This window comes from Klebsiella sp. TF21-TM, assembly GCF_019753495.1.
GTDB classification, from domain to species: domain Bacteria; phylum Pseudomonadota; class Gammaproteobacteria; order Enterobacterales; family Enterobacteriaceae; genus Klebsiella; species Klebsiella quasipneumoniae.
The window spans coordinates 49,217-61,408 of record NZ_JAIJYL010000029.1 but is presented as its reverse complement, the minus strand read 5'-3'; the positions used below and the strand labels follow the sequence as shown (position 1 = coordinate 61,408).

Here is a 12,192-nt window from a genome sequence, read left to right as displayed (position 1 = left end):
TCCGGCGCGTTATCGATCTGGTCGAATGCGCGAGCGGAACCACCGTAGGTTTTAGCCAGTACGGTAGTGATGGCAGCAGTCAGGGTAGTTTTACCATGGTCAACGTGGCCGATAGTACCAACGTTGACGTGCGGTTTTGTACGTTCAAATTTTTCTTTAGACACGGCTATATTCCTTACTATAGTGCTCTCCCCTTCGGAGAGAGCACGGGACTTAGGTTTTAATCCTGTGGATTATTTACCACGGGCTTCAATAACGGCCTGAGCAACGTTGTTCGGCGCATCATCATACTTCAGGAATTCCATGGTGTATGATGCACGACCTTTGGTCAGAGAACGCAGCTGAGTTGCATAACCGAACATTTCGGACAGCGGTACTTCAGCGTGGATCTTAACGCCGGTTACTTCGGATTCCTGACCGCGCAGCATACCGCGACGACGGCTCAAGTCACCGATAACGTCACCAGTGTTCTCTTCCGGAGTTTCTACTTCAACCTTCATGATCGGCTCAAGCAGAACTGGTTTTGCTTTCTTAAAGCCTTCTTTAAAGGCAATAGACGCAGCCAGTTTAAACGCCAGCTCAGAGGAGTCAACGTCGTGGTAAGAACCGAAGTGCAGACGGATACCCATATCAACTACCGGGTAACCTGCCAGCGGACCAGCTTTCAGCTGTTCCTGGATACCTTTATCAACGGCCGGGATGTATTCGCCAGGAATTACACCACCTTTGATGTCGTTGATGAACTCGTAACCTTTCGGGTTAGAGCCCGGCTCCAGCGGGTACATGTCGATCACAACGTGACCGTACTGACCACGACCACCAGACTGCTTGGCGTGTTTACCTTCGATATCGGTAACTTTCGCGCGAATTGCTTCACGGTAAGCAACCTGAGGTTTACCGACGTTCGCTTCAACGTTGAATTCACGCTTCATACGGTCAACGATGATGTCGAGGTGCAGCTCACCCATACCGGCGATAATGGTCTGGTTAGACTCTTCGTCAGTCCATACGCGGAAAGACGGGTCTTCTTTAGCCAGACGACCCAGAGCCAGACCCATTTTTTCCTGGTCAGCTTTGGTTTTCGGCTCAACGGCGATGGAGATTACCGGCTCAGGGAATTCCATACGCTCCAGAATGATCGGCGCATCCGGGTTACACAGGGTGTCACCAGTAGTTACGTCTTTCAGACCGATTGCAGCAGCGATGTCGCCCGCGCGAACTTCTTTGATCTCTTCACGTTTGTTAGCGTGCATCTGTACGATACGACCGAAACGCTCACGTGCAGCTTTCACGGAGTTCAGTACGGTATCACCAGAGTTAACCACACCGGAGTACACGCGGAAGAAGGTCAGGTTGCCCACGAACGGGTCAGTAGCGATTTTGAACGCCAGTGCAGAGAACGGCTCGTCGTCGCTTGCGTGACGCTCAGCCGGAGTATCTTTACCGTCGTCCAGGATGCCGTTGATCGCCGGAACGTCAACAGGGGATGGCAGGTAGTCAATTACCGCATCCAGCATCGCCTGAACACCTTTGTTCTTGAACGCAGAACCACAGGTTACCAGGATGATTTCGTTGTTCAGAACGCGCTGACGCAGAGCTTTTTTGATCTCTTCTTCAGTCAGTTCTTCACCACCCAGGTATTTTTCCATCAGCTCTTCAGAAGCTTCAGCTGCGGACTCGATCAGGTTCTGGTGCCATTCGTCAGCCAGATCCTGCATGTCAGCCGGGATATCTTCGTATTCGAAGGTTACGCCCTGGTCTGCATCGTTCCAGTTGATGGCTTTCATTTTCACCAGGTCAACAACGCCGGTGAAACCTTCTTCAGCACCAATTGCCAGCTGCAGCGGAACCGGGTTCGCGCCCAGACGGGTTTTGATCTGACCAACAACTTTCAGGAAGTTAGCGCCCATGCGGTCCATTTTGTTAACGAACGCGATGCGCGGAACTTTATATTTGTTTGCCTGACGCCATACGGTTTCAGACTGCGGCTGAACACCACCAACTGCGCAGTAAACCATTACCGCACCATCAAGAACACGCATGGAACGTTCTACTTCGATAGTGAAGTCAACGTGCCCCGGGGTGTCGATGATGTTTACACGGTGCGGTTCATACTGCTTAGCCATACCAGACCAGAATGCAGTAGTCGCAGCGGAAGTGATGGTGATACCACGTTCCTGCTCCTGCTCCATCCAGTCCATGGTAGCGGCGCCGTCATGAACTTCACCGATTTTGTGGTTTACACCGGTGTAGAACAGAATACGTTCGGTAGTAGTGGTTTTACCGGCGTCGATGTGCGCACTGATACCGATGTTACGGTAGCGTGCGATGGGTGTTGTACGAGCCATTTGATTCCTCGTTTATTTCTTTAGGCGTTCAGTTAAGTTATCCAGAGCGGGCGACTCATCTGAAGCGCCCGCCTGGTGACTATGACTCCGAAGGGATTACCAACGGTAGTGAGCGAACGCCTTGTTGGCTTCGGCCATACGGTGAACGTCTTCACGTTTCTTAACTGCAGTACCTTTGTTGTCTGCAGCATCAGTGAGTTCGTTCGCCAGGCGCAGAGCCATGGATTTATCACCGCGTTTACGAGCAGCTTCAACGATCCAACGCATTGCCAGGGCATTACGACGGACCGGACGAACTTCAACTGGAACCTGATAAGTAGAACCACCTACGCGGCGGGACTTAACTTCGACAGTCGGGCGCACGTTTTCGAGCGCAACTTCGAAGGCTTCCAGTTCAGATTTACCAGAACGCTGAGCCAGGGTCTCCAGCGCGCTGTATACGATAGTTTCTGCAGTAGATTTTTTACCATCTACCATCAGGATATTGACAAATTTAGCCAGCAGTTCTGATCCGAACTTCGGATCCGGCAGAATTTTACGCTGACCAATGACGCGACGACGTGGCATGGAAATACTCCGTTGTTAATTCAGGATTGTCCAAAACTCTAAGAGTTTAGTATGACATTAAGATAAATCAGTTTGGCCTTACTTAACGGAGAACCATTAAGCCTTAGGACGCTTCACGCCGTACTTGGAGCGAGCCTGCTTACGGTCTTTAACGCCGGAGCAGTCAAGCGCACCACGAACGGTGTGGTAACGAACACCCGGAAGGTCTTTAACACGACCGCCACGGATCAGGATCACGGAGTGCTCCTGCAGGTTGTGACCTTCACCACCGATGTAGGAGGTGACTTCGAAACCGTTAGTCAGACGCACACGGCAAACTTTACGCAGTGCGGAGTTCGGTTTCTTAGGAGTGGTGGTATATACGCGAGTACATACGCCACGTTTCTGCGGGCAGGCTTCCAGCGCTGGCACGTTGCTCTTTGCAACTTTGCGCGCGCGTGGTTTGCGTACCAGCTGGTTAATTGTTGCCATTAAATAGCTCCTGGTTTTAGCTTTTGCTTCGTAAACACGTAATAAATCGCCTCATATATTATGAGGACGCAGAATTTTAGGGCGGTGCCGAAAAGGTGTCAAGAAATATACAACGATCCCGCCATCACCAGGCCAACTGACCGGCATGTTTGACTGTGAGTCTGACGAAATCAGTATAGCTAACCCTGCCGACACTGTCCGCAATTTGACCAGTTAGCCCGCGGGCGTCAACGTCGTCTTGCAGCACGTAAAGGGTTATGGGGGCGGATTGCAGGATCTCAAGGAAGCGACCGCCGGCGATAGCCGCCGCGACGCCATCAGACAGCAGTAACAGATCGTCACCCTGCTCCATCAAGCGAAGCATTGCTGCGATATCGGCATGCCAGGGAGAAACACTGAGCGTATGGAGCATGGGGGCCTCAGAAACGCAAAATCACATCAAATTCATGCAGACGGGCGCGCAGGGCATCCGGCGCCAGGCATTCGACATCCACCACCCACGGGGTCGCGGGGTCCAGGCCGCGCTCTCGCGCCGACTCGGCGCACAGCCAGCACTGGTCGATATCATATAGCGACAGCAGTTTAAAGGTGGCGATGTAATCGCGGGCCAGCACAGCGCCAGGCCGCTGGGCGGGCAACAGCTGAAACACGCCGTCGCCCACGAAAAATACGCCAATCTCGTCGGTGAGGGCGGAAGTGGCTAATAAGGCGTCGAGGCCTTCCCTGCCGGCGGCGCTGCCGTGCGGCGCGGAGGAAAAAACGAAAGCCACACGTTTCATCAAAACTGTACCATCCGATCGCAAGTAAGCGCCGCTTCCGCCAGCGCGCCAAGTCCGCTCAACGTAAAACCCGGCTGCAGATTATGGCCAGGCAGAGCGAGCTGCTGCGCTTCGCGCTCGTCCGTTACGCCACGACGCAGGGCGGCCGCCACGCAGATATGCAGCGCGACGCCGTGCTCATCGTGGAGGGATTGCCACCCGCGCACCAGATCGAACTCATCGCTGGCGGGCGCCGTCAGCTGGTTAGCGTTAAGCACGCCTTCGCGATAGAAAAAAACGCACGCCAGCTCATGGCCTTCCTGCAGCACGGCCTGCGCAAATTGCCAGGCGCTGCTCGCCTGCTGCGTGCCATAGGCAGGGCCGGTCACCGTGAGGGCAAAACGCATTACTTATCCAGCCCCTGGAAATCACCGCTTTTGAACTGGCGAATATAGAGGTAGACAGTGTGCTTGGAGATGTTCAGACGATCGGCCACCTGGTTAATGGCGTCTTTAATATCGAAGATCCCTTTCTCGTAGAGATTCAGCACGATTTGACGGTTTTTAGCATTGTTGGACACGCTGCGATCGGCATTCACCTCTTCGATGGTGAATTCCAGAGTCTGGGCGACCAGATCGTCAACCGAGGAAGCAAAGTTCACCGGCGAGTTAACCTCGGGCGTTTCTGGCGGAATAAAGGTGCTCATGATCTGGGAAAAAGGCACATCCAGATTCATATTGATGCACAGCAGACCAATCACCCGGTGATCGCGGTTGCGGATGGCAATCGTCACCGACTTCATCAGGACGCCGCTTTTGGCGCGGGTAAAGTAGCATTTGGAAACGCTGCTATCGGCGCCCGTCATATCGTGCAGCATGCGCAGCGCAAGATCGGTAATCGGTGAACCGATTTGGCGGCCGGTATGTTCACCATTGGCGATACGGATGGCAGAGCATTTCAGATCCTGCAAAGAATGCAGCACGATTTCACAGTGCGAACCGATGAGCATCGCCAACCCGTCCACCACCGCTTCATAAGATTTAAGAATATCGAAATCGGTCTGGTCAAAGGGACGTTGATCCAGCAGGTCAAGCTCGCTGGTTTCGTTGGTTAAAAGCGACCTGGACATGAAAAAAAGCACTCCTTTTCAGGAGCCTGTCGTTATTGTCAGGGCAGGCTCATCATCATTATTAAGCTATCTAAAGTAATACAGCGCCTGAGGATCTTTCCAGTTTTAATTATATCTGCGCTCAATAAAAAAGCCGCCGCCTCTGACGAGACGGCGGCCTGAACCCGATTACTTCTTAGCGTCAGCTTTCGCGTCCGCGGCTTTCGCATCGCCAGCGGCTTCCGGCTGAGCATCTGCCTTCGGCGCCGGTTTGATATCCAGCAGCTCTACATCAAAGACCAGCGTAGAGTTGGCCGGGATGCCCGGGACGCCGGTTTTGCCGTAGGCCAGATCTGGCGGAATGACCAGCTTGATTTTGCCGCCTTTCTTGATGTTCTTCAGGCCTTCAGTCCAGCCCGGGATCACCCCGTCGAGACGGAAAGAGAGCGGCTCGCCGCGGGTATAAGAGTTATCAAACTCTTTGCCGTCGATCAGCGTACCTTTGTAGTTAACCACCACGGTGTCGCTGTCTTTCGGCGCATCGCCAGTGCCTTCTTTCTCGACTTTATACAGCAGGCCAGTTTTCGACGTTTTCACGCCCTTCTCTTTGGCAAAGCTGTCACGGAAAGCTTTACCTTTGGTTTCGTTCTCAGTGGCGTCTTTTTCCATTTTCTGCTGAGCCGCGGTCTTCACGCGCGTTTCAAAGGCCTGCAGAGTCTGTTCGATCTCCTGGTCGGACAGTTTGCTCTTATCGGCAAACGCGTCCTGTACGCCGGCGATCAGCTGGGCTTTATCCAGCTTAATGCCGAGTTTTTCTTGTTCTTTCAGGGAGTTTTCCATGTAACGCCCCAGGGACGCGCCCAGCGCATAGGCCGATTTCTGATCGTCATTTTTAAATGCCGATTTACTCTCAGCCGCCGGGGCTGCTTTCGCCGCGGTATCTGCAGCAAAGGTCAGCGGTGCATTCAGGGCGACGGCCATTGTGGTCGCCAGCAGCGTTACTTTAAACAGTGATTTCATCCATTTCTCCAGGGCCGGGGCCTCTCACCCCAGGGTTATCGTAAAAAGCAAAAAACGTACTATAGAACGTCGCCGTTAAAATCTACATACGGACGTTCCTGAATATCGCCTCTTTTAGGACTATTTTTGTATGAATAAGTTTCCTGTAGGACGCAGCGATGCTGCGCGCCGGGGGAAACTTAAGTAGAATCCGCCCGCAGGATCAGACTAAAGAGGTTACCCATGCACGATAGCACATTAGAAACGCGCCTTGCGGAGCTGGAAAGCCGGCTGGCGTTTCAGGAAATCACCATCGAAGACCTCAATAAAACCGTGACCGCCCACGAGATTGAGATGGCGAAGATGCGCGAGCATATGCGTCTGATGATCGAGAAGCTGAAGGCGACCCAACCCTCCCATATCGCCTCCCAGGCCGAAGAGACGCCACCGCCGCATTATTGAGGCGTAAAAAAAGCGGGTCTCCCCGCTTTTTTGTTGTCTTCGTGCCGAAGCGCGAAGATTAGTGGCAACCGCAGCCACCGTGGCCGCCGCAACCGCCTTTACCATGGTCGTGGCCATGATCGTGGTCGTGACCGTGACCGCCGCAGCAGCCATCGTGACCATGATCGTGGTCGTGATCATGACCATGCGCGCCGTGCACGTGACCGTGCTCCAGCTCTTCAGCGGTCGCTTCGCGGATGGCGACAACTTCCACATTGAACTTCAGGTTCTGACCTGCCAGCATGTGGTTGCCATCAACCACAACGTGGTCGTCTTCAACTTCAGTAATCTCTACTGGTACCGGACCCTGATCGGTTTCCGCCAGGAAGCGCATGCCAACCTGCAGTTCATCAACGCCCATGAAGACGTCTTTCGGTACACGCTGCACCAGGTTTTCGTCATACTGACCGTAAGCGTCGTTAGCGCCAACGGCTACGTCAAATTTGTCGCCCACTTCGTGGCCATCCAGCGCGTTTTCCAGGCCGGAAATCAGGGAGCCGTGACCGTGCAGGTAATCCAGCGGCGCGCTTACCGGAGACTCATCAACCAACACACCGTCTTCTGTACGTACCTGATAGGCCAGGCTGACCACCAGGTCTTTTGCTACTTTCATGATATCTCCTGAGATGGGAAGAATAGTGGCGCAGATTGTAGCGGAATTCTGCTGCCGTGTACCCTTTAGCTTAAAAAAAGCCGACGGATAACGCTAGTCGGGATGAAAAATGCCAATTACCTGCTCCTCTTTGCGTACATGCTCACGGGCCTCTTTATCCGCCTCACGCATCTGATGACCGCACTTAACGCATTCAACAACATCGACATTATTCTCACGCCACATCGCCAGTGAATCCTGCGCCTGGCACGCCGGACATTTCGCCCCGGCAATAAAACGTTTACGTACTGCCATATGATTTACCTTTATTCAAACTCGTCCCAGCCGTCCAGCTGCCGGCTCTCTTTCTGCATTTCGCGCTGAAAAATCTCTTCCAGTTCGCGCCGGGCTTCCCGCACGCGTGATATCTGTACCGTATCAGTATGCACCGGCATTAACTCACGCAGCATTCGCATATCGAGGCGTCGGAAGTGCAGCTGCGCGCGCTGGGCCTGGTGAGGATGCATCCCGAGGGTGATGAGCGCTTTACGCCCCAGCTCCAGCGCGCTGGAGAAAGTCTCACGGGAAAACTGCGTCACGCCGGCCTGCAGCAGCTCATGCGCCTCGACGCGCCCGCGAGCGCGCGCCAGGATGTGCAGATGTGGAAAGTGTTGTTGACACATCTCCACCAGCCGCATGGTGTCTTCCGGCTCATTACAGGTAATGACGATCGACTGCGCCTCCTCCGCCCCCGCCGAGCGCAGCAGTTCCAGCTGGGTGGCGTCGCCAAAATAGACTTTATAGCCATAGTTGCGCATCAGATTCACCGCGCTGATGTCTCGCTCCAGCACCGTAATACGCATCTTATTGGCCATCAGCAGGCGACCGATGACCTGGCCGAAACGGCCAAAGCCAACAATAATCACCTGCGGTTTATCGTCCTCTACCCACGGCGCCTCATCGGTATCCTCTGCTGGATTCAGGCGTCGCGACAGTATCTTATCGATCCCTTTCATCAGCAGCGGCGTGGTCATCATCGACAAGGTGACGGCCACCAGCAGCAGCGCCATCTGGTCGTGCTGGAACAACCGCTGAGAAGCGGGCAGCGAAAAGAGAACAAACGCGAACTCGCCGCCCTGGCTTAATACGCCCGCAAACTGCATACGCTCGGAACTCCGCAGGCCATAGAGACGGGCCAGCAGATAGAGCACCAGCATTTTTACCGCCACCAGCACCGCCACGCTCACCGCCACCCACAGCAGATGGGTGTACAGCACGCCAAGGTTCAGCGCCATACCGACGGAGATAAAGAACAACCCAAGCAGCAGCCCCTTGAACGGATCGATGGCGATTTCCAGTTCATGGCGATACTCACTTTCCGCCAGCAGCACGCCGGCGATAAAGGTACCTAGCGCCATCGACAGCCCCAGCGCCTCCATAAACAGGGCTGATCCAAGGACCAGCAGCAGCGTGGCGGCAGTGAACACTTCCCTGACCCCGGAGCTGGCGATAAAGCGGAACACCGGCCGCAGTAAATAGCGTCCGCCAATCAGCATCCCGGCAAACGCCAGGACCTTCATGCCGACCGTTAGCCAGTTCACATGCTCATCCGCGGAACCCGCCAGCAGAGGCACCAGCGCCAGCGCCGGGATCACCGCCAGATCCTGAAACAGCAGGACCGAAAAGCCTAACTGCCCTGATTCGCTGCGGCTCATTCCCTTCTCGCGCATCAGCTGCAGTGCCATCGCGGTAGAGGACATCGCCAGGCCGATCCCGCCGACCACCGCCGCCTGCCATGAAAATCCTGTCGTCATCAACAGACCGCCGAGGATCGCCGCGCTGAGCATCACCTGCGCCGCGCCAACGCCGAAGATGGAGCTTCGCAGCCGCCATAGCTTGGCGGGATTGAGCTCCAGGCCGATGATAAACATCAGAAACACCACGCCGAGTTCAGAGAAATGGAGAATTTCATCCACATCGCTGATAAACCCGAGCCCCCACGGACCAATGGCGATCCCGGCCAGCAGATAGCCCAGCACCGCGCCAATCCCCAGTCTTGAAGCCAGAGGGACGGCGATAACGGCCGCGAACAAAAACAGCACCCCCGCCAGCAGCAAATCAAATCCCGCCATGGACACCTCCGGCGGCAAGGGGGTTGGCCAGCCAGTCCCGATAGGCCAGGGCGCGGCTGCGCAGCTCCTCTGGCTGTTGCCGCCGGGCCCAGTAGACGATAATGGGGCTCATCCAGTGCATACGGCACATGCCGGCGGTCAGTTCAAAAGGACGTAAAATATCGTTCATCGGATAGCGATTCGCATCGCGACGGTAGGCGCTCTCAGGTTCGCCGGTGGTGATCACGCTGCGCCAGTACTTTCCCGCCAGTTCGTTCCCTCCGGCGCCGCTGGCGAAGCCGCGGCTTAAGACACGATCCAGCCACTCCTTGAGCAGCGCCGGACAGCTCCAGGTATATAAAGGATGCTGGAAAACGATCACCTCATGCTGGCGCAGCAGGTCCTGTTCGTGAGCAATATCGATAAAAAAATCCGGATAGTGCGCGTAGAGATCGTGCACGGTGACGTTTGGCAACTGTAAGGCCGGTTGTAATAAAACCCGGTTGGCCACGGAATCCTGAGATTCTGGGTGGGCATACAGCAGCAACACTTTCGCTGTCTGAGACATCATTCCCCTCCCGTAGGTCTTCTGGCGGCCTGCACAGCCCTGGCGTTTTGACACAGCCAGAATGACTTTGTGTATCGTCTTCGTTTTGGGCTACCATGGCGGCCCGGTGAAGCGATTCGCTTCCACACTACATTATTATCATAATGACAAATTAACATAGTCTGAACATACGGCGCCTTATGATTGTTTTCTCCTCGTTACAAATTCGTCGCGGCGTACGCGTCCTGCTGGACAACGCCACCGCTACCATCAACCCTGGCCAGAAGGTCGGTCTGGTGGGGAAAAACGGCTGCGGGAAATCGACGCTGCTATCGCTTTTGAAAAACGAGATAAGCGCTGACGGCGGCAGTATGACCTTTCCCGGCAACTGGCAGCTGGCCTGGGTGAATCAGGAAACCCCGGCTCTGCCGCAGCCGGCAATCGATTATGTCATTGACGGCGATCGCGAATATCGCCAGCTGGAAGCCGCGCTCCAGCAGGCTAACGAGCGCAACGACGGCCATGCCATCGCCACCGTCCACGGCAAGCTGGACGCCATCGACGCCTGGACCATCCGCTCCCGCGCCGCCAGCCTGCTGCACGGCCTGGGTTTCAGCAATGAACAGCTCGAGCGGCCGGTCAGCGATTTTTCCGGCGGCTGGCGTATGCGTCTTAACCTCGCGCAAGCGCTGATCTGCCGCTCCGATCTGCTGCTGCTCGATGAACCGACTAACCACCTCGACCTTGATGCGGTGATCTGGCTGGAGAAGTGGCTGAAGGGCTACACAGGGACGCTGATCCTGATCTCCCACGATCGCGATTTCCTCGATCCTATCGTCGACAAAATTATCCATATCGAACAGCAGACGATGTTTGAGTACACCGGCAACTACAGCTCGTTTGAAGTGCAGCGCGCCACCCGGCTCGCTCAGCAGCAGGCGATGTACGAAAGCCAGCAGCAGCGTGTCGCGCATCTGCAAAGCTATATCGATCGCTTCCGCGCCAAAGCCACCAAAGCCAAGCAGGCGCAGAGCCGTATTAAAATGCTGGAGCGGATGGAACTCATCGCCCCGGCGCACGTGGATAACCCGTTCCACTTCAGCTTCCGCCAGCCGGAGAGCCTGCCAAACCCGCTGCTGAAGATGGAGAAAGTCAGCGCCGGCTATGGCGAGCGTATTATCCTCGACTCCATTAAGCTCAATCTGGTGCCGGGGTCGCGTATCGGCCTGCTGGGCCGCAACGGCGCAGGGAAATCGACGCTGATTAAGCTGCTGGCTGGCGAACTCCAGCCCGTGAGCGGCGAGATCGGCCTCGCCAAAGGCATCAAGCTCGGCTACTTCGCCCAGCATCAGCTGGAGTTCCTGCGCGCCGATGAGTCGCCGCTGCAGCACCTGGCGCGCCTGGCGCCGCAGGAGCTGGAGCAGAAGCTGCGTGATTATCTTGGCGGCTTTGGTTTCCAGGGGGATAAGGTCAGCGAAGAGACCCGCCGCTTCTCCGGTGGAGAAAAGGCGCGTCTGGTGCTGGCCCTGATCGTCTGGCAGCGCCCTAACCTGCTGCTGCTCGACGAACCGACCAACCATCTCGACCTCGATATGCGTCAGGCCTTAACCGAAGCGCTGATCGACTTTGAAGGGGCGCTGGTGGTCGTATCGCACGATCGCCACCTGATCCGCTCCACCACCGACGATCTGTACCTTGTCCACGATGGCAAAGTCGAACCGTTCGACGGCGATCTGGAAGATTATCAGCAGTGGCTCAGCGACTCGCAAAAACAGGAGTCCCAGAGCGGCGACGCGCCAAAAGAGAGCGGCAACAGCGCGCAAGCGCGCAAAGACCAGAAGCGTCGGGAAGCGGAGCTGCGCAGCCAGACCCAACCGCTGCGCAAAGAGATCGCCCGTCTGGAAAAAGAGATGGACAAGCTCAACGCGCAGCTGGCCAGTGCGGAAGAGAAACTTGGCGACAGCGAACTCTACGACGCCTCGCGGAAAGCGGAACTGACTGAATGCCTGCAGCAGCAGGCCAGCGCGAAATCCGGGCTGGAAGAGTGCGAAATGGCCTGGCTGGAGGCCCAAGAGCAGCTGGAGCGCATGCTTCAGGAAGGCTAACGCCGCCTCATCATTCTGCCTGCGACGGCGCAGGCAGAATGGGTTTCTGCCATTCCCATGCTCAGGCCATCAATGACATCAATGG

Annotated in this window: 15 protein-coding genes; 2 read left to right on the top strand and 13 right to left on the bottom strand. The window is 55.7% G+C overall.

The window, feature by feature from the left end; translation table 11 throughout:
• The 9 genes from K5R89_RS22335 to fkpA all read right to left on the bottom strand — a co-directional run.
• Nucleotides 1-164 (bottom strand): GTP-binding protein (locus tag K5R89_RS22335; RefSeq protein WP_023158627.1); only part of this gene is annotated, 164 nt, incomplete at its 3' end.
• A gap of 69 nt (nt 165-233) precedes the next feature.
• Nucleotides 234-2,348 (bottom strand): elongation factor G, encoded by a 2,115-nt coding sequence (fusA, locus tag K5R89_RS22330; RefSeq protein ID WP_023291175.1) that lies wholly within the window; start codon nt 2,346-2,348, stop codon nt 234-236.
• A gap of 96 nt (nt 2,349-2,444) precedes the next feature.
• A complete protein-coding gene (rpsG, locus tag K5R89_RS22325; RefSeq protein ID WP_002920113.1) occupies nt 2,445-2,915 on the bottom strand; it encodes a 30S ribosomal protein S7 in 471 nt (156 codons plus the stop codon).
• 96 nt (nt 2,916-3,011) lie between these two features.
• Nucleotides 3,012-3,386, bottom strand: coding sequence for a 30S ribosomal protein S12 (gene rpsL / locus K5R89_RS22320; RefSeq protein ID WP_002920115.1), 375 nt, complete (start codon nt 3,384-3,386; stop codon nt 3,012-3,014).
• A gap of 124 nt (nt 3,387-3,510) precedes the next feature.
• Complete coding sequence (gene tusB / locus K5R89_RS22315) at nt 3,511-3,798, bottom strand: sulfurtransferase complex subunit TusB (protein WP_004202221.1); 288 nt, start codon at nt 3,796-3,798, stop codon at nt 3,511-3,513.
• A 7-nt stretch (nt 3,799-3,805) separates the two neighbouring features.
• Complete coding sequence (tusC, locus tag K5R89_RS22310; RefSeq protein ID WP_032454214.1) at nt 3,806-4,165, bottom strand: sulfurtransferase complex subunit TusC; 360 nt, start codon at nt 4,163-4,165, stop codon at nt 3,806-3,808.
• Entirely contained in the window at nt 4,165-4,551 is a 387-nt protein-coding gene (gene tusD, locus K5R89_RS22305) for a sulfurtransferase complex subunit TusD (RefSeq protein WP_002920128.1), read from the bottom strand. Before tusD ends, tusC begins: the two co-directional genes overlap by 1 nt.
• Entirely contained in the window at nt 4,551-5,273 is a 723-nt protein-coding gene (locus tag K5R89_RS22300; RefSeq protein ID WP_002920130.1) for a transcriptional regulator, read from the bottom strand. Before K5R89_RS22300 ends, tusD begins: the two co-directional genes overlap by 1 nt.
• Before the next feature lie 168 nt (nt 5,274-5,441).
• On the bottom strand, nt 5,442-6,272 hold the full coding sequence (gene fkpA, locus K5R89_RS22295) for an FKBP-type peptidyl-prolyl cis-trans isomerase (RefSeq protein WP_004202215.1): 831 nt from the start codon (nt 6,270-6,272) through the stop codon (nt 5,442-5,444).
• Nucleotides 6,273-6,494: 222 nt separating this feature from the next.
• Here fkpA and K5R89_RS22290 point away from each other — a divergent pair, with 222 nt between their 5' ends.
• Nucleotides 6,495-6,713, top strand: coding sequence for a protein SlyX (locus K5R89_RS22290; RefSeq protein WP_002920136.1), 219 nt, complete (start codon nt 6,495-6,497; stop codon nt 6,711-6,713).
• 58 nt (nt 6,714-6,771) lie between these two features.
• On the opposite strand, the gene slyD is transcribed toward K5R89_RS22290, so the two are convergent.
• The 4 genes from slyD to kefG form a co-directional block, all read right to left on the bottom strand.
• Nucleotides 6,772-7,365: a peptidylprolyl isomerase gene (gene slyD / locus K5R89_RS22285; RefSeq protein WP_004202213.1), complete on the bottom strand. Its 594-nt coding sequence runs from the start codon at nt 7,363-7,365 to the stop codon at nt 6,772-6,774.
• Between the two features lie 93 nt (nt 7,366-7,458).
• The gene (locus K5R89_RS22280) at nt 7,459-7,659 is read right to left on the bottom strand and encodes a YheV family putative zinc ribbon protein (protein WP_002920143.1); all 201 of its coding nucleotides are present in this window, start codon (nt 7,657-7,659) and stop codon (nt 7,459-7,461) included.
• 11 nt (nt 7,660-7,670) lie between these two features.
• Nucleotides 7,671-9,476: a glutathione-regulated potassium-efflux system protein KefB gene (gene kefB / locus K5R89_RS22275; protein WP_004202210.1), complete on the bottom strand. Its 1,806-nt coding sequence runs from the start codon at nt 9,474-9,476 to the stop codon at nt 7,671-7,673.
• Nucleotides 9,463-10,026 carry a glutathione-regulated potassium-efflux system ancillary protein KefG gene (kefG, locus tag K5R89_RS22270; RefSeq protein WP_004202208.1) on the bottom strand — a complete coding sequence of 188 codons (564 nt, stop codon included), beginning with the start codon at nt 10,024-10,026 and terminating at the stop codon, nt 9,463-9,465. Before kefG ends, kefB begins: the two co-directional genes overlap by 14 nt.
• Before the next feature lie 176 nt (nt 10,027-10,202).
• Here kefG and K5R89_RS22265 point away from each other — a divergent pair, with 176 nt between their 5' ends.
• Nucleotides 10,203-12,107: an ABC transporter ATP-binding protein gene (locus K5R89_RS22265; RefSeq protein ID WP_017899944.1), complete on the top strand. Its 1,905-nt coding sequence runs from the start codon at nt 10,203-10,205 to the stop codon at nt 12,105-12,107.
• Nucleotides 12,108-12,192 lie beyond the last annotated feature (85 nt).

What these genes read in the sequence shown, in the direction of transcription:
- K5R89_RS22265 (WP_017899944.1), top strand. Translation starts at nt 10,203, where the DNA reads ATGATTGTTTTCTCCTCGTTACAAATTCGTCGCGGCGTACGCGTCCTG.
- rpsL (WP_002920115.1), bottom strand. Translation starts at nt 3,386, where the DNA reads ATGGCAACAATTAACCAGCTGGTACGCAAACCACGCGCGCGCAAAGTT.
- tusD (WP_002920128.1), bottom strand. Translation starts at nt 4,551, where the DNA reads ATGCGTTTTGCCCTCACGGTGACCGGCCCTGCCTATGGCACGCAGCAG.
- fusA (WP_023291175.1), bottom strand. Translation starts at nt 2,348, where the DNA reads ATGGCTCGTACAACACCCATCGCACGCTACCGTAACATCGGTATCAGT.
- K5R89_RS22290 (WP_002920136.1), top strand. Translation starts at nt 6,495, where the DNA reads ATGCACGATAGCACATTAGAAACGCGCCTTGCGGAGCTGGAAAGCCGG.
- kefB (WP_004202210.1), bottom strand. Translation starts at nt 9,476, where the DNA reads ATGGCGGGATTTGATTTGCTGCTGGCGGGGGTGCTGTTTTTGTTCGCG.
- rpsG (WP_002920113.1), bottom strand. Translation starts at nt 2,915, where the DNA reads ATGCCACGTCGTCGCGTCATTGGTCAGCGTAAAATTCTGCCGGATCCG.
- tusC (WP_032454214.1), bottom strand. Translation starts at nt 4,165, where the DNA reads ATGAAACGTGTGGCTTTCGTTTTTTCCTCCGCGCCGCACGGCAGCGCC.
- K5R89_RS22300 (WP_002920130.1), bottom strand. Translation starts at nt 5,273, where the DNA reads ATGTCCAGGTCGCTTTTAACCAACGAAACCAGCGAGCTTGACCTGCTG.
- kefG (WP_004202208.1), bottom strand. Translation starts at nt 10,026, where the DNA reads ATGATGTCTCAGACAGCGAAAGTGTTGCTGCTGTATGCCCACCCAGAA.
- slyD (WP_004202213.1), bottom strand. Translation starts at nt 7,365, where the DNA reads ATGAAAGTAGCAAAAGACCTGGTGGTCAGCCTGGCCTATCAGGTACGT.
- tusB (WP_004202221.1), bottom strand. Translation starts at nt 3,798, where the DNA reads ATGCTCCATACGCTCAGTGTTTCTCCCTGGCATGCCGATATCGCAGCA.
- fkpA (WP_004202215.1), bottom strand. Translation starts at nt 6,272, where the DNA reads ATGAAATCACTGTTTAAAGTAACGCTGCTGGCGACCACAATGGCCGTC.
- K5R89_RS22280 (WP_002920143.1), bottom strand. Translation starts at nt 7,659, where the DNA reads ATGGCAGTACGTAAACGTTTTATTGCCGGGGCGAAATGTCCGGCGTGC.